Annotated in this window: 18 protein-coding genes; 10 read left to right on the top strand and 8 right to left on the bottom strand. The window is 71.6% G+C overall.

The features are described from left to right. Positions 1 to 9: 9 nt before the first annotated feature. A complete protein-coding gene (locus ACVN90_RS05285; RefSeq protein ID WP_475101114.1) occupies positions 10 to 450 on the bottom strand; it encodes a metallopeptidase family protein in 441 nt (146 codons plus the stop codon). Positions 451 to 655: 205 nt separating this feature from the next. On the opposite strand from ACVN90_RS05285, the gene ACVN90_RS05290 reads away from it, so the two are divergent. Both ACVN90_RS05290 and ahcY read left to right on the top strand, forming a co-directional pair. Continuing rightward, complete coding sequence (locus ACVN90_RS05290; protein WP_045301176.1) at positions 656 to 862, top strand: DUF3499 family protein; 207 nt, start codon at positions 656 to 658, stop codon at positions 860 to 862. Between the two features lie 46 nt (positions 863 to 908). Beyond that, positions 909 to 2,408, top strand: coding sequence for an adenosylhomocysteinase (ahcY, locus tag ACVN90_RS05295; protein WP_475101115.1), 1,500 nt, complete (start codon positions 909 to 911; stop codon positions 2,406 to 2,408). 13 nt (positions 2,409 to 2,421) lie between these two features. Here the strand turns inward: ahcY and ACVN90_RS05300 are convergent, their stop codons facing one another. Further along, positions 2,422 to 3,294 carry an RDD family protein gene (locus tag ACVN90_RS05300; RefSeq protein ID WP_475101116.1) on the bottom strand — a complete coding sequence of 291 codons (873 nt, stop codon included), beginning with the start codon at positions 3,292 to 3,294 and terminating at the stop codon, positions 2,422 to 2,424. A gap of 16 nt (positions 3,295 to 3,310) precedes the next feature. Between ACVN90_RS05300 and ACVN90_RS05305 the strand changes: the two genes are divergently transcribed. The 3 genes from ACVN90_RS05305 (at position 3,311) to katG (ending at position 7,206) form a co-directional block, all read left to right on the top strand. Further along, entirely contained in the window at positions 3,311 to 4,306 is a 996-nt protein-coding gene (locus tag ACVN90_RS05305; protein WP_475101117.1) for a stage II sporulation protein M, read from the top strand. 64 nt (positions 4,307 to 4,370) lie between these two features. Continuing rightward, complete coding sequence (locus ACVN90_RS05310) at positions 4,371 to 4,856, top strand: Fur family transcriptional regulator (protein WP_475101118.1); 486 nt, start codon at positions 4,371 to 4,373, stop codon at positions 4,854 to 4,856. Positions 4,857 to 4,896: 40 nt separating this feature from the next. Then, complete coding sequence (katG, locus tag ACVN90_RS05315) at positions 4,897 to 7,206, top strand: catalase/peroxidase HPI (RefSeq protein WP_475101119.1); 2,310 nt, start codon at positions 4,897 to 4,899, stop codon at positions 7,204 to 7,206. Between the two features lie 70 nt (positions 7,207 to 7,276). On the opposite strand, the gene aqpZ is transcribed toward katG, so the two are convergent. The 6 genes from aqpZ to ACVN90_RS05345 form a co-directional block, all read right to left on the bottom strand. Further along, the gene (aqpZ, locus tag ACVN90_RS05320) at positions 7,277 to 8,074 is read right to left on the bottom strand and encodes an aquaporin Z (RefSeq protein ID WP_475101120.1); all 798 of its coding nucleotides are present in this window, start codon (positions 8,072 to 8,074) and stop codon (positions 7,277 to 7,279) included. A 163-nt stretch (positions 8,075 to 8,237) separates the two neighbouring features. Then, the gene (locus ACVN90_RS05325) at positions 8,238 to 9,539 is read right to left on the bottom strand and encodes a DUF58 domain-containing protein (protein ID WP_475101121.1); all 1,302 of its coding nucleotides are present in this window, start codon (positions 9,537 to 9,539) and stop codon (positions 8,238 to 8,240) included. Between the two features lie 5 nt (positions 9,540 to 9,544). Further along, the gene (locus ACVN90_RS05330; protein ID WP_475101122.1) at positions 9,545 to 10,561 is read right to left on the bottom strand and encodes an AAA family ATPase; all 1,017 of its coding nucleotides are present in this window, start codon (positions 10,559 to 10,561) and stop codon (positions 9,545 to 9,547) included. Beyond that, the gene (locus tag ACVN90_RS05335; protein WP_475101124.1) at positions 10,558 to 11,730 is read right to left on the bottom strand and encodes a DUF4350 domain-containing protein; all 1,173 of its coding nucleotides are present in this window, start codon (positions 11,728 to 11,730) and stop codon (positions 10,558 to 10,560) included. Before ACVN90_RS05335 ends, ACVN90_RS05330 begins: the two co-directional genes overlap by 4 nt. Positions 11,731 to 11,836: 106 nt before the next feature. Then, a complete protein-coding gene (locus ACVN90_RS05340; RefSeq protein ID WP_475101125.1) occupies positions 11,837 to 12,523 on the bottom strand; it encodes a DUF4129 domain-containing protein in 687 nt (228 codons plus the stop codon). Further along, positions 12,514 to 14,034, bottom strand: a complete 1,521-nt coding sequence (locus ACVN90_RS05345; protein WP_475101126.1) for a DUF7847 domain-containing protein — start codon at positions 14,032 to 14,034, stop codon at positions 12,514 to 12,516. Before ACVN90_RS05345 ends, ACVN90_RS05340 begins: the two co-directional genes overlap by 10 nt. Before the next feature lie 242 nt (positions 14,035 to 14,276). Between ACVN90_RS05345 and mtrA the strand changes: the two genes are divergently transcribed. The 5 genes from mtrA to hpf all read left to right on the top strand — a co-directional run bounded on the left by mtrA (position 14,277) and on the right by hpf (position 19,934). Continuing rightward, positions 14,277 to 14,957: an MtrAB system response regulator MtrA gene (gene mtrA / locus ACVN90_RS05350; RefSeq protein ID WP_045297395.1), complete on the top strand. Its 681-nt coding sequence runs from the start codon at positions 14,277 to 14,279 to the stop codon at positions 14,955 to 14,957. 6 nt (positions 14,958 to 14,963) lie between these two features. Beyond that, positions 14,964 to 16,688 carry an MtrAB system histidine kinase MtrB gene (gene mtrB / locus ACVN90_RS05355; RefSeq protein ID WP_475101127.1) on the top strand — a complete coding sequence of 575 codons (1,725 nt, stop codon included), beginning with the start codon at positions 14,964 to 14,966 and terminating at the stop codon, positions 16,686 to 16,688. Further along, positions 16,685 to 18,397, top strand: a complete 1,713-nt coding sequence (locus tag ACVN90_RS05360) for an LpqB family beta-propeller domain-containing protein (protein ID WP_475101128.1) — start codon at positions 16,685 to 16,687, stop codon at positions 18,395 to 18,397. Before mtrB ends, ACVN90_RS05360 begins: the two co-directional genes overlap by 4 nt. A gap of 95 nt (positions 18,398 to 18,492) precedes the next feature. After that, the gene (locus ACVN90_RS05365) at positions 18,493 to 19,152 is read left to right on the top strand and encodes a phosphoribosyltransferase family protein (protein ID WP_475101129.1); all 660 of its coding nucleotides are present in this window, start codon (positions 18,493 to 18,495) and stop codon (positions 19,150 to 19,152) included. 122 nt (positions 19,153 to 19,274) lie between these two features. Continuing rightward, positions 19,275 to 19,934, top strand: coding sequence for a ribosome hibernation-promoting factor, HPF/YfiA family (gene hpf / locus ACVN90_RS05370; protein ID WP_475101130.1), 660 nt, complete (start codon positions 19,275 to 19,277; stop codon positions 19,932 to 19,934). Positions 19,935 to 20,079: the final 145 nt, after the last annotated feature.

A 20,079-nucleotide genomic window follows, 5' to 3' on the forward strand; every position in this document is an offset into this window, starting at 1 on the left:
TCACAGGGGTCAGAAGTACCGGAAGCGCTCCGGCCCGAGGTCCCACGGGTCTCGGTCGAGGTACTCGGCCGCTGCGCGGAAGACGGCGCCCTCGACCAGCATGCGCCGGTGCAGCTCGTCATCGCGATGCATGTGGCTGAGGCGCTCGATCGGCAGGCGGTACAGGATGATGCGGCCCGCATCGGGCAGCACCGTCCACCGGGGGATGCCGTCGTCGTCGGTCGCGGCGGGCATGTCGGCGACCTCGAAGCGGACGTCGCGCAGCTCCGGCCACGCCGACCGCAGGAACTCGGCCGCGGTGCCGACCGACAGGTCGAACCGGTCGACGCGCGTGTCGAGCGGGGGGAGCGGCGGACGGACGACGGAGCTGCGCCCCTCGCGTCCGTGGCGTCCGTGACGGGACGCGCGCCGCCCCGCGCGCTCGCTGGTCTTGCTCCGACGCCACGCCATGCCCCCATCCTAGGTCGCGGGACCGCGTCCTCAGCCGAGGAGCGTTGCCGGAACGCGGGGCGGCGCGCCGGGATCGGCCCTCATCTCGGCAACCGCCCTCACACGAGGATGCGGTCTCGGCGGGTGGCGCGGCGCCGGCGTTTGGCGGAGACGTTGCGGCGCGGCATCCGTTCCCGTGTCGGTCGTCCGCGATAGCGTCTACCCGATGCGCGAGAGAGTCTGCTCCAAGGTCGGATGCGCCCGTGAGGCGGTGTCCACGCTCACCTACGACTACGGCGACCAGATGGCGGCCCTCGGCCCGCTCGGCGCCGCCGGCGACCCGCACGCCCACGACCTCTGCGCGATCCACACGGACCGTCTCTCGGTGCCCAAGGGCTGGGTCGTCGTCAGGCACGAGACTCTGCGCGCCTGACCCGGCGCCTTTCCCCGGTCTGCGGCGGCCGTGGGAGAATGGGCGGATGCCGACCTCCACGCCTGTCGCCACGCCTGCCGACTCCACGGCCACCGAGTCCAGTAAGGGCTTCGAGTACGAGGTCGCCGACCTCTCGCTCGCCGAAGCGGGACGCCATCAGCTGCGCCTCGCCGAGAACGAGATGCCGGGGCTCATGGCGCTGCGCGAGGAGTTCGGCGCGTCTCAGCCGCTGAAGGGCGCACGCATCGCCGGGTCGCTGCACATGACGGTGCAGACCGCGGTGCTCATCGAGACGCTCGTCGCCCTCGGCGCGCAGGTGCGCTGGGCGAGCTGCAACATCTTCTCCACGCAGGACGAAGCGGCCGCCGCCGTCGTGGTCGGCCCGGCTGGCACGGTCGACGCTCCCGCGGGCGTCCCGGTCTTCGCCTGGAAGGGCGAGACGCTCGAGGAGTACTGGCGCCTCGCCGACCGCATCTTCGACTGGACCGCCGAGGGCTTCGACGGCCCCAACATGATCCTCGACGACGGCGGCGACGCGACACTTCTCGTGCACAAGGGAGTCGAGTTCGAGAAGGAGGGGTCGGTTCCGGATGCTGCGGCCGATGACTCCGCCGAGTACCGCATCGTCCTCGAGACCCTGCGCGCGAGCCTCGCCCGCGACCCGCAGCGCTTCACGCGCATGGCGGAGGGCCTGCTCGGCGTGACGGAGGAGACCACCACGGGCGTCCACCGTCTCTATGAGCTCGCATCATCCGGCGATCTGCTGTTCCCCGCGATCAACGTCAACGACTCGGTGACGAAGTCGAAGTTCGACAACAAGTACGGCATCCGCCACTCGCTGCCCGACGGCATCAACCGCGCCACCGACGTGCTGATGGGTGGCAAGGTCGCGTTCGTGTGCGGCTACGGCGACGTGGGCAAGGGCGCCGCCGAGGCGCTGCGCGGTCAGGGCGCGCGCGTCATCGTGAGCGAGGTCGACCCGATCTGCGCGCTGCAGGCCGCGATGGACGGCTACCAGGTCGCGCGCCTCGACGACGTCGCCGACCGGGTCGACATCGTCATCACGGGCACCGGCAACAAGGACGTCGTGACCGTGGACGACCTGCTGAAGCTCAAGCACCTCGCGATCGTCGGCAACGTCGGCCACTTCGACAACGAGATCGACATGGCGGGTCTCGAGTCCCTCGCCGGTGTCGAGAAGATCGAGATCAAGCCTCAGGTGCACGAGTGGCGCCTTCCGACCGGGCGCAGCGTGCTCGTGCTGAGCGAAGGCCGACTGCTGAACCTGGGCAATGCGACGGGCCACCCGTCGTTCGTGATGAGCGCGTCGTTCACGAACCAGGTGCTCGCGCAGCTCGAGCTCTTCACGAAGCGCGACGAGTACCCGACCGCGGTCTACGTGCTCCCCAAGCACCTCGACGAGAAGGTCGCGCGCCTGCACCTCGACGCGCTGGGCGTGCAGCTGACGGAGCTGACCCCCGAGCAGGCGTCGTACATCGGTGTGCCGGTCGAGGGCCCGTACAAGCTGGAGCACTACCGCTACTGAGAGCGGCTCGGAGTCAGCGCTCGGGGAAGCCGCGCGGGGGCGCCGACACCGGTCCCGCCAGTGCGTCGGCGCGCGCCGTCTCGAGCCGCAGCGCACGCAGCTCGCGTTCGCGGCGCACGGCGACGACGCCGATGAGGAAGGTCTCGGGGTCGACGGACGGCACCGGTGAGACGTGCTCGGCGGCTTCGCGGGCGAGGGATGCCGCCACCCGCGCGCGTGCGGTGGGCTCCATGTTCGCGGCAGACCGGGCGAATTGGGCCAGGCGCCGAGAGAGGCGCTCGGGAAGTCGTGCGACGTCGGCGACGGCGGCCCACTCGGCGAGCTGAGGCGGGATGCCGAGCTGAGGGTCGGGCAGGCGCGGCGTGCGCGTGCGCTCCGAGTACGTGCCGGCGAGCAGATCGCCGAGACGCTGCGACCGGGGCGTGAAGGCGCCGACGAGCGCGGCGACGGCGCCCAGCGTGAACCACAGCTCGAAGACGCCGACGAGGGCGCGGATGAACGCGTGACGAAAGCCCGAGGCGCCGCCGTCGGTGCGCACGATGCGCCCACCCACGGCGAGTTTGCCGAGGCTGCGCCCGCGAGTGGTGGTCTCGACGACGGTCGGGATCACGACCATGACGAGCACGAGCAGCACGATCGTGAGGATCGGCATCACCGCCTCGTCCACGGCGCCGATCCCCGCGAGCCAGGTGATGCCCCACACCAGCAGCAGGAACACCACGACGCCGAGGATCATGTCGATGAGCACCCCGAGCGCCCGCATGAAGAACCCGAGCGGCTGCACATCCAGCGCGACGGCCTCGCCGGTGAGCACCTCGTCCTGGTGGATGTCGACGATCGCGGGGCGCGTACCGCTCGTGGCCGGGGCAGCGTTCGGAGCGCTCATGGCTACAGTAAAGCGCATGGACCTCGACGCGCTGACCGCCGCTCGGCGCGAGGAGTGGGCGCGCCTCGACGAGCTCAGCCGCGCCCGCCGCCTGTCCGGCGCAGAGGTCGACGAGCTCGTCACCCGGTATCGCGCCGCCTCCGCCGACCTCGCCGATGCGAAGACGTCCGCGGGGCGCAGCATCCAGGGCGATCACATCTCGACCATGCTGGGCCGCGCCCGGCTGCGGCTGACGGGTGCGCCCGAGAACGTCATGCGCCAGATCCCGCGCTTCTTCGCGCTGCAGCTGCCTGCCGCGTTGTACCGCGTGCGCTGGACGACGCTCGCGATCGCGATCGGCTTCGTCATCGTGATGGTCGTCGTGGCGCTGTGGGTGTCGGGCGACCCTGCGCTCATCGCGAGCCTCGGCAGCCGGGCGCAGCTCGAGCAGTACGCCGAGAACCAGTTCACCGACTACTACAGCGAGAACCCGGCGGCGGTGTTCGCCGGCACGGTGTGGACGAACAACGCCTGGATCGCCGCACAGTGCGTGCTGTTCGGGATCACCGGCATCTGGCCGATCATGGTGCTCGTGCAGAACGCCGTCGGCGTGGGTACCGCGGCGGCGGTCATGGCCGCGTTCGACCGCGGCGACGTGTTCGTGCTGTACATCCTCCCGCACGGGCTGCTCGAGCTCACGTGCATCTTCGTGGCCGGGGCTGCAGGTCTGCAGATCTTCTGGGCATGGGTCGCCCCCGGCCCCCGCTCGCGCGGCGAAGCGCTCGCTTCGGCGGGGCGGTCTCTTGCGACGATCGCGATCGGCCTCGTGATCGCGCTCGGCGTATCGGGCGTGATCGAGGGCTTCGTGACGGCGCAGCCGTGGCCGTGGCCGGTCAAGATCGGCATCGGCGCGGCGGCGCTCGCGCTGTTCCTCGTCTACATGCTGGTGGTCGGGCGCCGCGCGCACCGGCTGGGGGAGACCGGGGATCTCACCGAGTACGAGACCGGCACGCCGACGCTCGTCGCCGGGTGAATTCCCGGGACGGATGCCGCATACCACTGTTTTGAATCACTCAAAACAACGCTAGGCTCGGGGTATGACCCCGCACACGCACGCCGACGAACGCGCCGTCGACACGGCGGCGCGACTGCGCGCCGCCGGCCTGCGGGTCACCGATTCGCGGCGTGCCGTCGTCGATGCGCTGATCGAACGGCCCCACGCGAGCGCCGACGATCTGTTCACCGTCGTCGCGCGGACGCTTCCCGGCACGAGCCTGCAGTCGGTGTACAACGCCCTCGGCGACTTCGTCGACGCCGGCCTCGCGCGCCGCATCGAGCCCGCGGGCCGCCCCGGCCTGTTCGAGCTGCGCGTCGACGACAACCACCACCACCTCATCTGCTCGCAGTGCGGCGCGGTCGAAGATGTCGACTGCATCGTCGGCGCGGCGCCCTGCCTGACACCCTCCGACGCCCACGGCTACGCCGTCCAGGTGGCCGAGGTGACCTTCTGGGGCGTGTGCCCCGCGTGCACGGCCGTCGCCGACGCCGGCCCCGGCGCACGGGCCGAGGCCGCAGCATCCTGATCCCGTCCGATTCCCCAGCCCATCCGATTGGAAGGAAGCCATGACCGACAAGAACGACACGATCCCGGAGATCGGTGAGAACCCGACCGACGCCGATCAGGCGGTCACCCCGATCGACACCCCGGTCGACGAGCGCGAGGACGGCGAGACCCGCCCGCGCCCGAACGAATCCGAAGGCTGCCCGGTCATCCACGGCGGTCAGCCGCACCCGACCACCGGCAACGCCAACAGCGTGTGGTGGCCGAACCAGCTGAACCTCAAGATCCTCGCCAAGAACCCGGCGGTCGCCAACCCGCTGGGTGAGGACTTCGACTACAAGGCGGCCTTCGAGTCGCTCGATCTCGCCGCGGTCAAGGCCGACATCGCCGAGACGCTCACCACGTCGCAGGACTGGTGGCCCGCCGACTTCGGCAACTACGGCCCCCTCATGATCCGCATGGCGTGGCACAGCGCCGGCACGTACCGTGTGACGGACGGTCGCGGCGGCGGCGGCGCCGGTCAGCAGCGCTTCGCGCCGCTGAACAGCTGGCCCGACAACGTCAACCTCGACAAGGCTCGTCGCCTCCTGTGGCCGGTCAAGAAGAAGTACGGCCAGTCGCTGTCGTGGGCCGACCTCATGATCCTCGCCGGAAATGTCGCGCTCGAATCGATGGGCTTCCAGACGTTCGGCTACGCGGGTGGCCGCGCCGACGTGTGGGAGCCGGACGCCGACGTGTACTGGGGTCCCGAGACCACGTGGCTGGACGACGAGCGCTACTCGGGCGATCGTGAGCTCGAGCGCCCGCTCGCCGCGGTGCAGATGGGCCTCATCTACGTGAACCCCGAGGGGCCGAACGGCGAGCCCGACCCGCTGAAGTCCGCGCGCGACATCCGCGAGACGTTCGGCCGCATGGCGATGGACGACGAGGAGACCGTCGCGCTCATCGCCGGTGGCCACACGTTCGGCAAGACCCACGGCGCCGCGCCCGACACCAACATCGAGCACAACCCGGAGGCCGCCGGCCTCGAGCAGCAGGGTCTGGGCTGGAAGAACAACCACGGCACCGGTCACGGCGACGACACGATCACGTCGGGTCTCGAAGTCACCTGGACCTACCACCCGACGCGCTGGGACAACGAGTTCTTCCACATCCTCTACGCCTACGAGTGGGAGCTCATGCGCAGCCCGGGCGGCGGCCACCAGTGGCGCCCGATCAACGGCGGCGGCGCCGACATGGTGCCCATGGCGCACTCGAACGGCCGTCGCGAGCCCCGCATGCTCACGAGCGACCTGGCGCTGCGCACCGACCCGGCGTACGACGCGATCTCGCGGAAGTTCAAGGACGACCCCGAGGCCTTCGCCGACGCGTTCGCGCGCGCCTGGTTCAAGCTCACGCACCGTGACATGGGCCCGATCGAGCGCTACCTGGGCGCCGAGGTCCCCGCCGAGGAGCTCCTGTGGCAGGACCGCGTGCCCGCGGTCGACCACGACCTCATCGACGCCGCGGATGGGGCGGCGCTCAAGGCGCAGATCCTCGACAGCGGGCTGAGCGTGTCGCAGCTCGTCGAGACCACGTGGGCGGCAGCATCCTCCTTCCGCGGCAGCGACAAGCGCGGCGGCGTCAACGGCGCCCGCATCCGCCTCGCCCCGCAGAAGGACTGGGAGGTCAACAAGCCCGCCCAGCTCGCCACCGTGCTCGCGAAGCTCGAGCAGATCCAGGCCTCGTTCAACGACGGCCGCACCGACGGCAAGAAGGTGTCGCTCGCCGACCTCATCGTGCTCGCGGGCAACGCGGCGGTCGAGAAGGCGGCGAAGGACGCCGGTGTCGACGCCGAGGTGGTCTTCCACCCCGGCCGCACCGACGCCACGCAGGAGCAGACCGACGTCACGTCGTTCGCGTTCCTCGAGCCGACCACCGACGGATTCCGCAACTACTACGGACCGCAGGCGTTCATGCCCGAGGAGCACCACGTCATCGACCGTGCGAACCTGCTCACCCTGAGCGCGCCGGAGCTGACGGTGCTCGTCGGCGGCCTGCGCGTCCTCGGTGCGAACTGGGACGACTCGGAGTACGGCGTGTTCACCGACCGCAAGGGCGTGCTCACGAACGACTTCTTCGTGAACCTGCTCGACCTCGGCACCACGTGGAAGCCGCTCGACCGGGGCGCACACGCGTTCGCGGGCGTCAAGGACGGCTCGGGCGCGCCGGTGGGCATCGGCACGCGCGTCGACCTGCTGTTCTCGTCGAACTCCGAGCTGCGCGCCGTGGCCGAGGTGTACGCCTCGGACGACGCGAACGAGAAGTTCGTGCGCGACTTCGTCAAGGCGTGGGGCAAGGTCACCGAGCTCGACCGGTTCGACCTCGTCTGACACCTCGGCAGACGCAGAAGAGCGGCCCGTCCCCGGAAGGGGGCGGGCCGCTCTCGCGTTCGGATCGGGGCTACTTGACGCGCGCCTCGGCCTGGACCGGGGGCAGCGTGCCCTTCGGCTCGAAGAGCGCGCGGTGCAGGACCCCGGCGATGAGGCCGCCGACGATCGGGAACACGATGAACACCCACAGCTGCGACAGCGGGCCGGGGCCGCCGTAGATCGCCGCCGCGATCGAGCGGGCGGGGTTCACCGACGTGTTGTCGATCGGGATCGAGATCAGGTGGATGAGCGTCAGCGTGAGACCGATCGCGAGGGGCGCGAGCGCCGCCGTGCCGCGCGTCGAGTGCGTGACACCGAGGATGATGAGCACGAAGATCGCCGTCAGCAGCACCTCGGCGATGATCGCCGCACCCAGCTGGAAGCCGCCGGGTGAGCCGAAGTCGCCGGTGCCGTAGCCGTTGGACGCGAAGCCGCTGTCCTGCGCATTGGCGAGCCAGTTGTCGGTGCCGAAGATGCCGATCAGCACGATGAGCGTCGTGCCGAGGGCGCCGCCGATGACCTGGGCGATGATGTAGCCGATCGTGTTCTTCCACTCGAAGCGGCCGGCCGCGGCGAGTCCGAGCGTGATGGCGGGGTTGAAGTGGCCGCCCGAGATCGGCCCCCACGCGTAGGCGCCCGCCACGACCGTCAGACCGAACGCCAGCGAGACGCCGACGAACGCGATGCCGAGCGGATTGCCATCGTCCCCGGCCGGGAAGTTGGCCGCGAACAGGGCCGCGCCGACACCGCCGAAGACGAGCAGAAACGTTCCCAGTGCCTCCGCGACGAGCCTGTTCACCGTGGTGGGCGGGATGGTGGTATCCGACATGGCGGACTCCTTTCCTCGCCGTGAGGCTAGCGTCATGTTCAGCGGTTTCCCAGGAACCGGACGCGGAGTGTCCGCGTATAACGCCTGATCTCCACAAGTTTCCCCGGCGGTTCAGCCGCCGGTTTCCGCCCGTTTGCGGGAGCGGATGCTGCGCCCCGAGGCGTCAGAGACGGCCGGCCGCCTTCAGCGCGAGGTAGCGGTCGGCGATGCGCGGCGGCAGGTCCTCGGGGGTCGCGGCGATCGCCTCGCCGCCGGCCCTGCCGATCGCGGCGGCCACGACCGCGGCGTCGTGGGCGCTCTGCTCGATCGCGGCCGCACGGTAGACGTCGCCGGCATCGGGGCGTTCCGGGAGGGGATCCTGCTCGTCGGTGACGGCGCCGACCAGCACGTGCGCGCCGCGGGCGAGCGCCGGGAGCGAACCGAGGAACCCGCGCGCCGCTTCGGCGGCGTCCTGCGCGGTGAGCAGCACCACGAGCGACGGGCGGGAGGTGAGCGCGCGCACCTGCGCGAAGGCCGCGTCCCAGTCGGTGTCGATCAGCTGCGGCTCGACCGGCGCCATCGCGTCGACCATCGCGGGCAGCAGCCCGGGTCCGTCCACGCGCGTGACGCGGGCGCGGATCGTCCGGTCGAACATCAAGAGATGGACGTGATCGCCCGCACGGGTTGCGAGCGCGGCGAGCAGCAGCGCCGCCTCCATCGCGGCATCCATCCGCACGCCGTCGCCGACGCGCGCGGCGGCCGTGCGTCCGGTGTCGATCACGATCACGACGTGACGATCGCGCTCGGGGCGCCACGTGCGCAGCATGGTCGTGCTCGCGCGGGCCGTCGCGCGCCAGTCGATCGAGCGCACATCGTCGCCGCGCACGTACTCGCGCAGCGAATCGAACTCAGTGCCCTGGCCGCGCACCTGCACGCTCGTGTTGCCGTCGAGTTCGCGCAGTCGCGCGAGCCGGGAGGGCAGGTGGCGCCGCGCGGTGAAGGGCGGCAGCACGCGCACCGCGCCCGGCTCGTCGAGGCGCGCCTGGCGTCCGGCGAGGCGGAGCGGCCCGTCGGAGCGCACGACGACGAAGCGGGAGCGCAGCTCGCCGCGGCGGCGGGGGAGGAGCGGAACGGCGATCGTACGGGCCTCGCCGGCCGGGATCGCGACGGCGGTGCGTTCCGCCGGCGCGCCCGCGGTGGGCTGCCATCCGTCGCGGACCCTTCCCCGAAGTGCGCGCTCGCCGCCGTTTCGCAGCGTGAGCTCGGCGGCGACGGGCTGTCCGAGGAGCACGCGCCGCGGCATCCGTCGGGTCACCGTGATCCGGCGCGGATCAGGTGCCGCCGCCGCATCACCGAGCGTGGCGACGAGACACAGCAGCACCCACCCCGCGACCGCGAGCCACGCGTCGACGCCCGCCGCCGAGAGCAGCACGACCGGCACCGCTCCGACGGCGAGGAGCAGCGGCAGACGACCGGTGACGTACATCGGGATCAGATCGGGACGCGGGTCTGCTGCAGCACCGAGCCCAGCACGGCATCGACGGACACGCCCTCGAGCTCCGCATCGGGGCGCAGGCGGATGCGGTGGCGCCACGTCGGCAGCAGCATCGTCTGCACGTGGTCGGGCGTGATCGCGGGATACCCGCCGAGCCACGCCCACGCCTTCGACGCGGCGAGCAGCGCGGTCGCCGCGCGGGGGCTCACCCCCAGCTGCACCGACGGGCTCCGGCGCGTGGCCTGCGCGAGATCGACGACGTAGCCGAGCACGTCGTCCGAGACGGTGACGGATGCTGCGGCCCGCTGCGCCGCGCGGATCTCATCGGCAGTGGCGGCGCGACGCAGCCCCGCCCCCGCGAGGTCGCGGGGATCGAATCCGCTCGCGTGGCGACGCAGCACGGCGAGTTCGGCATCCCGTGCCGGCACCTCGACGATGAGCTTCAGGAGGAACCGGTCGAGCTGCGCCTCGGGGAGTGTGTAGGTGCCCTCGTGCTCGATCGGGTTCTGCGTCGCCGCGACGAGGAACGGGTCGGGGAGCGGCCGGGTCACGCCGTCGGTCGAGACCTGACGCTCCTCCATCGCCTCGAGCAGTGCCGCCTGCGTCTTGGGCGGCGTGCGGTTGATCTCGTCGGCGAGCACGACGTTCGTGAAGACCGGGCCCTCGCGGAACTCGAACTCGCCCGCCTTCGCGTCGTACACGAGCGAGCCCGACACATCGCCGGGCATGAGGTCCGGCGTGAACTGGATGCGCTTGGTGTCGAGGCCGAGCGCCGTCGAGAACGCCCGCACGAGGAGGGTCTTGGCGACTCCGGGAACGCCTTCGAGCAGCACGTGGCCCCGCGAGAGCAGCGCGATCAGGAGGCCCGTCACCGTGCCGTCCTGCCCGACGACGGCCTTGCCGACCTCGAGGCGCACGCGGTTCATCGCCTCGCGCAGCGCGGCGTCGTCGAGGGGTGCGTTGTGCGTCGCGGCGGGTGCCGGGGTGTTCGCGGTGGCGGGAGTGTCCGTCATCGGGGATTCCTTTCGGGGCGGACGGCCGCGCGGACGGCGTCCTCGAGATCTCTCAGGCGTGTGCTCAGGGCGACGAGGTCGGCGTCGCCGCGGGGGATGTCGTCGATCAGGATGCCCCGCACGGCCCGCCGGTCGAGCCCGGTGCGGCCCGCGGCCGCGTCGGCGATCTCGGGCGCGGCGGCGCCTGCGGCAAGCCCGAGAAGTGCGGCGATGCGGCGCAAGGCGCCGATGCGGAGCCGGTCCGCGGCGTGCAGGGGATCGCCTGCACGCGCGTAGAGACGCGCACGGCCTTCGGTCGTCTCGGACGCGCGCACCGTCACCGGCAGGCGCTCCGCGACCAGGGGGCCGAACCGGCGGCCGCGCCACACGCCCGCCGCGACGCCCGCGACGAGGAGCAGCACGATGACGGCGCTCACCCAGGGCGGTGTGAGATCGCCGAGCGCGGGGTTCGTGTCGGCGAGATCGGTGTCGGCGGGAATCGGCACGTACCAGACGACGAGCGGATGCCGCCCCATGAGGTTCACGGCGAGCGCGGCGTTGCCGTTCTCGGCGAGGTGCTCGTTGGTGAAGAGCGGTCGGGCGTCGACCGCGGCGATGCGGCCACCGTCGGAGACGTCGACGAGGAGCCCGAATCCGTCGGAGGCCGGATAGCACCCGTCGTCGCCGCTGTAGACGGCCCCCGGCGCGAGAGCGCCGGCGCGGATCGCGTCCTCGACGTCGCAGTCCGGTTCGATCGCCGTATCGGGCGCGACCCCGGCGGGGGCGGACCCCGGGAGCAGCAGATCGAGCGTGCGGGCGCGGGGCTCGACGAGCACGACGTCGGTGGCCTCGGCGACGAGGGCGGCGAGGGCGTCGTCCGAGAGCGCCGGTGCGTCGGGGAGCACGAGGGTGGCGGGTCCGGTGGCGAGGGCGTCGGCAGCCGCCGTGCGATCGCGAACGATCCGCACCTCGACGCCGTGGTCGCGCAGGATCTCGGCGAGTGCGCGGGTCCCGCCAGGACCGGCCGAATCCGGATCGAGCGCATCGCGCTGACCCCACTGGTTCGCTGCCGAGATCGCACCGCCGATGCCGCCGATCACGAGGAGGGCGAGCCCGATCGCGACCCACGCCGCGATCCGCCGGCCGCGCCGGGGCGCAGCATCCGTCCTCGCCGGCGTCTCGGTGCTCATGCGGCGCCTCCGCGTGCACAGAATCGGAGGTCGCTGGCGACACGCCGCCTCGCGACCCTCTGACGCGGCGTGTCGACGAGAGTCTCCGATTCTGCGCGCGCCGTGCTCACGCGGAGACCTCCTCGCGGACGACCGGGCGGGCCGCGGAGACGGCGTCGTCGGCGGACTCGACGAGACGGTAGAGCTCTTCGGTGCCGGGGCGGCGCAGGTAGCGGACGTCGTCGAAGGCGGTCGCCGCGGCTTCGAGCCGGGGTTCGAGCGCCGGGAAGGCGGCGCCTGCGGCGCGGGCGAACGCGTGCACGGTCGCGCCCGGCGGGGGGTCGACGACACCGCGTTCGAGGCAGCCGCGCGCGAGGGCGCGGAACCGCAGCACGATCGCGGCGTCCCAGTCCGACGCGCGGGCGCGCTCGGCTGCAGCGGAGCGCAGTTCGGCGGCGGAGCGGTGCTCGGCCTCGCCGAACAGCAGCGGCGTCCGCGGCGCCGCGCGGCGGCTCACCCGCGGCACGCCCCACAGCAGGAATGCGGCGACGATGACGACGGCGACGACGATGGCGGCGATGAGCGCGAACGTCGAGCCCCAGCCGCCCGAGAGGTCGGGGTTGAGCAGCGACGCGATGAAGTCGCCTACGGCGCGCGCGATGCGGTCGAACGGGGTCGGCTCGGCGATGTCGTAGGCGGGGTCCGACAGCTCCTGCTGCGCCCACCGCCGCGCTTCGTCGCCGTCCGGCGTGAGCGGCGGGACGGCGTCGGAGGCGCGCGCGAGCGCGCGGAGCGCGGCGGGGGTCAGGCCCACGGCGACTCGCGGTCGGTGCCGTCGGGCGCGGCGCCGGGGGCGGTCCAGCGGGTGGGGGAGGGTTCGTCCGACGGCGGAGGAGTCGCGGGGTCCGCGGCGGGCGGAGCAGCCGGTGGCTGGGCGGGCGCCGGTGGCTGAGCGGGTGCCGGCGCCACGGGGCCGGGCTGCGGGGCGCCGTACGCGGGCGGCTGGGCGCCGTACCCGGGCTGCGCCGGCGTCGCGTACCCGGGCTGCGCCGGCGTCGCGTACCCCGGCTGGGCGGGCACGCTGTATCCGGGCGGCGGTCCGTACGCCTGCTGCGCTCCGTACCCGGGTTGCGGTGCGTACCCCGCCGGCGGGCCGTAGCCCGACTGCGTCTGCGCGGAGAACACCGCGCCGGCCGGTGCGGGCGGGTAGCCCGGCGCCGGGTATCCGGGTGGGTAGGGCGCGTAACCGGGCACCGGATACGCCCCCGGAACGCCGCGCGGCGCGATCTCGCGCCCGATGTGCTCGCGATAGGGGTCGGCGAGGGCGGTGGCTCCGGCATCCCGTCGCTCCACGTACGCGAGCAGATCGAGGTCGAGCCCTTCGCGGCGCATGCGGCAGTCGATGTAGATGAGCGCGGTCGCGGTGGACTGCACGACGACGGCGACCGACTGCAGCAGCAGTGTGAGCACCTGCGTGAGGAGGGTCGCCGCGACGAAGCCGATGATGGCTGTCGGCTCGGGGTCGCCCGTCGGCGCGATGATCGTCGTCAGCCCCATCGAGAGGAAGCTCATCGGGAGGCTCACCACCTGCGCGACGGCGGCGAAGATGACGCTGATCACGATGATGATGCCGAGCGCCGGCCAGAAGCGACGGCGCGTGAGGCTCCACGAACGGGACAGCGCCTGGACGATGGTGGCGTGCTCGACGATGATGGCCGCCGGCACCAGCAGCAGCTTGATCATCAGCCACCACGTGAGGGGGATCGACGCGAGGATGACCAGGATCGTCAGCACGATCGCCGCGGGCGGCGCCGCGATCGCGATGCCGACGATGGCGAGCACGACGACCGCGACCAGCGCGACGATCGCCAGGATCACGAGGAACGAATAGCCGATGAGGCGCCAGGCGATGGGCTTGACCTGGCGCCAGAGGGCGCCGAGGGTGAGCTTCTCGGCCACGGCGGCATGCGTCACCTCGACGACGACGATGCCCTGCACGATGACGCTGAGGGCGCCAGCGGCGAGCGAGAGCACGATGCCCGCGACGGCGGTGAGGGCGATCGACCCCGCCATCACCGTGTCGTACTCCTCCGTGCCCGGCCGCAGCGTGTCGAGGCGCGAGAACGACGCCCACCCGATCGCGAGCACCCCGCCCAGCACCACGATGTAGGCGAGCGTCTGGACGACGAGCGCGAAGCCCAGCAGCACGCGCGGGTTCTGCCGCAGCGCCGAGAACGAGCGGGCCAGGATCGTGCCGAACGACAACGGGTGCAGCGGGATGATCCCGGGGCGTGACGCCGGCGTCCAGGCCGGGTATGCGGACACGATTCCCCTCTCGGTCGGCGGCGCGTCGTGGGCGGGCGGCGCGTCGGCCGCGCCCTCAGGACGGCGCTCGCCCCTATCGTTCCACATCGCGCGGATGCCGCAGCCGCCGTGGGGATGAAGCTCTCGGCGTCCGTTCGGGCGAGCTTCGGCCGGTCCACAGCCCTGGTCGACTACTCTGTGGGAAGCGCATGGGGACGCGCACGTCGTCCTCTGCGCCTGGACAGAAGGAACGAACGCGCGCGATGACTTCACGCATCCTGGTGGTCGACGATGACACCGCCCTTGCCGAGATGATCGGGATCGTGCTGCGCACGGAGGGATTCGAGACGGTCTTCTGCGCGGACGGCGCCGAGGCCGTCGACGCGTGGCGCACCGAGCGCCCCGACCTCATCCTCCTCGACCTGATGCTTCCGGGCATGGACGGCATCGAGATCTGCACCCGCATCCGCGCCGAGTCCGGCATCCCGATCATCATGCTGACCGCGCGCACCGACACGGCCGACGTCGTGAAGGGCCTCGAGTCGGGCGCCGACGACTACATCGTCAAGCCCTTCAATCCGAAGGAGCTGGTCGCCCGCATCCGCACGCGACTGCGCCCGGCGAGCCAGCCGGCGAACGACTCGCTGCGCATCGGCGACCTCACCGTGGATGTCGCCGCGCACGAGGTGCGCCGCGGTGACGGGCCCATCGCCCTGACGCCTCTCGAATTCGAGTTGCTCGTCGCCCTGGCATCCAAGCCGCAGCAGGTGTTCTCGCGCGAGATGCTGCTCGAGCAGGTGTGGGGCTACCACTACAAGGCCGACACGCGCCTGGTCAACGTGCATGTCCAGCGGTTGCGGGCGAAGGTCGAGAAGGACCCCGACAACCCCAAGATCGTGACGACGGTGCGCGGCGTCGGATACCGCGCCGGCGCCGTCGTCTAGGCAGCCATGACCGCGCCGATCACGGCCGTGACGCCGGCGCGCGCCCGCATCCGCTGGTGGCGCCTGTGGCGGGCCTGGCCGGGTGACATCGCCGGACTCTGGCGTCGCTCGCTGCGGTTCCGCACGATCCTCGTGACGATCGGCCTGACCGCGCTCGCCGTCGTGGTCGCGTGCGTGTGGATGGCCCTCGCGATCCAGAACGACCTCTTCGCCTCCCGCAAGGACCAGGTGCTGATGGACGCCGAGCAGGCGCGCGCCGCGGCGCAGCGAACCCTCGACGCCTCCGTGCAGAACGACTCCATCCAGCTGCAGAACGTCATGACCCTGGCGTTCACGGCCGTTCGCGACCAGTCGTCGGCCGTGGTCGTCGGCGCCTACCGGATCGGGCCCCTCGTGCCCAACGCGCCGCAGGACTTCAGCACCAACGAGGAGGTGATGAACGAGCTGCTCACCACCCCGATGCGGGCGCTCGTTCGCACCAACCCCGACCAGCAGATCTGGCAGCCCGTCGCGCTGCCCGACGCTGACGACGCGACGGTGCCGGGGATCCTGGTCGGCCAGCAGCTCACCATCGAGGGAGTCGCGTCGTACGAGCTGTACCTCGCGTACGACCTCGCCAACGCCCCCGAGACGCTCACGTTCGTGCAGCGGACGCTGTGGGTGGTCGGCATCGGCCTCGTCCTGCTGATCAGCGGCATCGCCTGGTTCGTCCTGCGATCCGTGACGACCCCGATCAGCGAGGCCGCCGACACGAGCGCCAAACTCGCGTCGGGGCGTCTCGACGTGCGCCTCGAGGTGCGGGGGGAGGACGAACTGGCGACGCTCGGCCGCTCGTTCAACGCGATGGCCGACAGCATGGAGTCGCAGATCAAGGAGCTCGCCGACCTCTCCCTCGTGCAGCAGCGCTTCGTGTCGGACGTGTCGCACGAGCTGCGCACGCCGATGACGACCATCCGCCTCGCCGCCGACATGATCAACGACCAGCGCGACGACTTCGATCCGGCTACCGCTCGCGCGGCCGAGCTGCTCAACGCCCAGGTGCAGCGGTTCGAGACCTTGCTCACCGACCTGCTCGAGATCAGCCGCTACGACGCGGGCTCGGTGCAGCTCGAACTCGAGCCGACGAGCCTCGCGCACCTCGCCGAAGACGTGATCGGCTCCATGCAGCAGCTCGCCGAGCAGCACGGCACGGACGTGCGCCTGGTCGCGCCCGGGGGATATTCCCCGGTCGACATGGACCCGCGGCGCGTGCGCCGCGTGGTGCGCAACCTGCTCGGCAACGCGATCGAGCACGGCGAGGGCCGTCCGATCGTGGTCACCGTCGACAGCAATCAGCAGGCGGTGGCGATCGGCGTGCGCGACTTCGGCATGGGGATGAAGCCCGAGGACGCCGAACACGTCTTCGACCGCTTCTGGCGCGCCGACCCCTCCCGCAAGCGCACGATCGGCGGCACCGGCCTCGGCCTGTCCATCGCCCTGGGTGACGCGAAGCTCCACGGCGGCGAACTCGCGGTCTGGTCGGAGGTCGGCCGCGGCACGAACTTCGTCCTGACCCTCCCGCGGCAGGCCGCACCGCTCGACGGCGAATCGCCCATCGCCGTCGACCCGGGCGACGATGCCGTCGCCGCCCTCGACGATCTCGGTCTCACCGCTGCGATCGACCTGCCTCACGCGGACGGTGCGAATGGCGGGAGCGGAACGGATGCTGCGCACCGAGGAGGATCCGCATGACCCGGGTACGCGGCATCCTGGCCCTCATCCTCGCTCTGTGCGCGGTCGTCGTGACCGGCTGCGCGGGCTTCCCCACGAGCGGACCGCCCGAATACGGGCTCGAGAACGGCAACACCGGCAACGGGTCGCAGAACGTGGTGTTCATCCCGAACAGTCCGCAGCCTGGCGCCACGCCTCAGCAGATCGTCGAGGGATTCATCGACGCCGGCTCCGGCCCCGGCGTGCTGGGCAACTGGGCCGTCGCCCAGGAGTTCCTGGCGCCATCCTTTCGTGGCACGTGGAATCCCGATGCTCAGGTGATCGTCGATGAGCGAGCGGAGCGGGACTACGTCGAAACCGGCGAGGGCGTCGTCGACTTCGCGTCGGAGGTCGTCGGATCGGTCGACGATAAGGGCGCCTACCAGCGCGCCGATCTCTCACCGGGGAACTGGACGTTCCGTCTGGAGCAGCAGGAAGACGGCGAATGGCGCATCACGGAGGCGCCCGACGGCATCTGGCTCGACGAGGCGCAGTTCCCGCAGGTGTTCCACCGGTACCCGCTCATGTACTTCGACCCCTCGTACCAGTACCTGGTGCCCGACGTTCGCTGGTTCCCCGTGACCAAGGCGGCGAGGAGCATCGCCAGCGCCCTCGTCAACAAGCCGATCAGCGAGTGGCTCGCGGAGTCGGTGCAGACCGCGTTCCCAGACGGGGTGTCTGCGGTCACGGTGGTGCCCACGGCCGAGGAGGGCGTCTCCGATGTCGCGCTGACGGGCGACGCGATGCTCGCGGCGAACAGCGACGCCCGCAACCGGATGCTCACGCAGCTCGAGGAGAGCCTGCGCGCCGCAGGCGTGGCCGAGGTCGTGATGACCGTCGACTCCGCCCCGATCGACGCGGAGCCCGTGACCGTGCGTTCGACACGCGTTCCGGCGGCGCCCCTGGTGCTGACGCAGGCCGGCTTCGGCTTCCTCACCGGGGACGAGATCGACAAGATCCCCGGTCTCTCGGAGGCGGTCGAGGCCACATCGCCCGTCAGCGTGCAGGTCGGGGCCGAGCGCGACCTCGCTGCTGCGCGCCTGGCCTCGGGCGCGGTCGTACGGCTGAACTCCGCCGGGACCGAACCCGAGGTGCTCGACACGCGTCCGGGCCTGGTTGATCCGGTGATCGACCCTTCCGGGACTGTGTGGAGCGTCCCCCAGGACGACCCGTCGGCTCTGCGCGCCTACCTTCCCAACGGGGATGTCATCGACGTCGCCGACGCGTGGGGCGACGCGACGGCCATCGCCGGCATGGCGCTGTCCCGCGACGGCACGCGCCTCGCCGCCGTGGTGAGTGCGGGCGGCCGCACGGTGGTGTCGGTGGCCGGTGTCGTCCACGAGGACGGCGTGCCGGCACGCATCGGCCAGCAGCCGATGCAGCTCGCGGTGGCGGGAGGTGCCGTCGTCGGCGTGACGCGGATCGGCGTCACGTGGATCGACGACGTCTCGGTCGGCGTGCTGACCAGCGGTGCCGATACCGACTCGACGGTCATCGAGCAGGTGGTCGGCGCACCGACCGCGGCCTCGACGGCACCCTCGGGCATCGCCTCGATCGCCGGCGGCACGGGGATCTCGAGCTTGCGCCTGCGGGCCGAGGACGGCACGCTCTACGTCAAGCGCGGCACGAGCTGGCAGCCGACGGCGACCGGCGTCCTGGTCCTCGCCACCCAGCAGGGCGCGCCGCAGTAGCGGCTCCTCCACACCGGCCTGCGCGCGCGGGTCGTCCACGGATCGCCGGCGGTGACGACCCGACCGTCTCCTGCGCCGAGGATCCTGGGGCGGTGATGTCGGAGATCGTGCTCGCGGTGCGAGAGGCCTGCGCGGACGCGTTGGCGCTGCTCCTTCCTGTCTCGTGCGCGGGGTGCGACGAACCCGACGTCGCCCTGTGCGAGCGATGCGTGTTCGCGCTCGCTCCCGATCCGCAGCAGCAGGTGATCGATGCGGCCGGCGGTGCCGTGACGGTGTGGAGCGGGATCCCCTTCGACGGGGTGGCCGCGCGGGTGCTGCGGGCGATCAAGGAGGACGGGCGCACGGGCCTCGCGACCGCGCTCGCGCCGGCGCTGACGGCGGCCCTCGCCCGCGCGGGCGCTGCGGACGCCGTGCCCGTGCCGATGCCCACGTCTCGCCGGGCCTACCGCCGGCGCGGCTACCGCGTACCCGATCTCCTCGTGCGGCGCAGCGGGCGCCGTCCCCGTCGCCTGCTGCGCCACGCCCGCCGCACGTCCGACCAGCGCGGCCTCGACCGCGATGCGCGGGCGCGGAACGTCGCCGGCAGCCTGGTGGCGGTGGATGCTGCGGGGCTGCGTGTCGTGGTCGTCGACGACGTCGTGACAACCGGCGCCAGCCTCGCCGAAGCGGTCCGCGCGCTGCGCGCCGCGGGTGCCGATGTGGTGGCCGCGGTCACCGTCGCGGCCACTCCGAGAAGGCGACCCACAGGCCGGTGAACGGCGTTGTGACGCATTCGAAACTCACAGGTGACAGAGTCCGAACGCCCGGCTACCGTGGGACTGACAAGGCGACTGATGGTCCGCCCTTGGCCGGGCGGACCGGAACAAGGAGGTCAAGGATGGAAACCAGCATCGTCGGCGTGGGAGTGGGCATCACAGATCGCTTCCGCGGTGTCGTCGAGGAGAAGGCCCTCCGTATCGAGAACCTCGCTCCGCGCGCTCAACGCGTGGAGGTCAAGGTCACACACCGCGCGTATCACAACGGTCGCATGGAAGATGAGACCGTCGAGCTCACCGTCAACGGCAAGGGACCCGTCATCCGGGCCGAGGCCACCGACGGCGACAAGTTCACCGCACTGGACCTCGCGGTCGACAAGCTGTGCGAACAACTGCGCCGCGCGAAGGACAAGCGCGTCGACGCGCGCAACCACCCCCGTGGCGCCAAGTTCGAGAAGGGCAGCGGTGCGCTCGAGGGGATCGATCTGCAGCCGGCATCCGTCGACGTGCTCCGTGCCGTCGCCACCGGTGAGATCCCCATCGTCACGGGCAACGAGGAGGAGGAGGGCTACACGCCCGTCGTCATCCGCACGAAGGAGTTCCACCCCGAGTGGATGTCGGTGGAGGAGGCCGTCGACCGCATGGAGCTGGTCGGCCACGACTTCTTCCTGTTCATCGACGCCCGCACCGACCACCCGAGCGTGGTGTACCGCCGCAAGGGCTGGGACTACGGTGTGATCTCACTGACCACGCTGGCGCAGCCGGAGGAGCTCGCGTCCTGACACAGACTCCGAGGGGTGCGGTCGCTTCGGCGGCCGCACCCCTTGTGCATGTCCAAGGTGCGACCGGGATGCCGCCGGCGCTCGCCGGATGGCGCTGGTATTCGGTATACCATCGACGGGTCGCGCACTCGTGGCCGCGGCATCC

Source organism: Microbacterium sp. F01 (genome assembly GCF_056156365.1).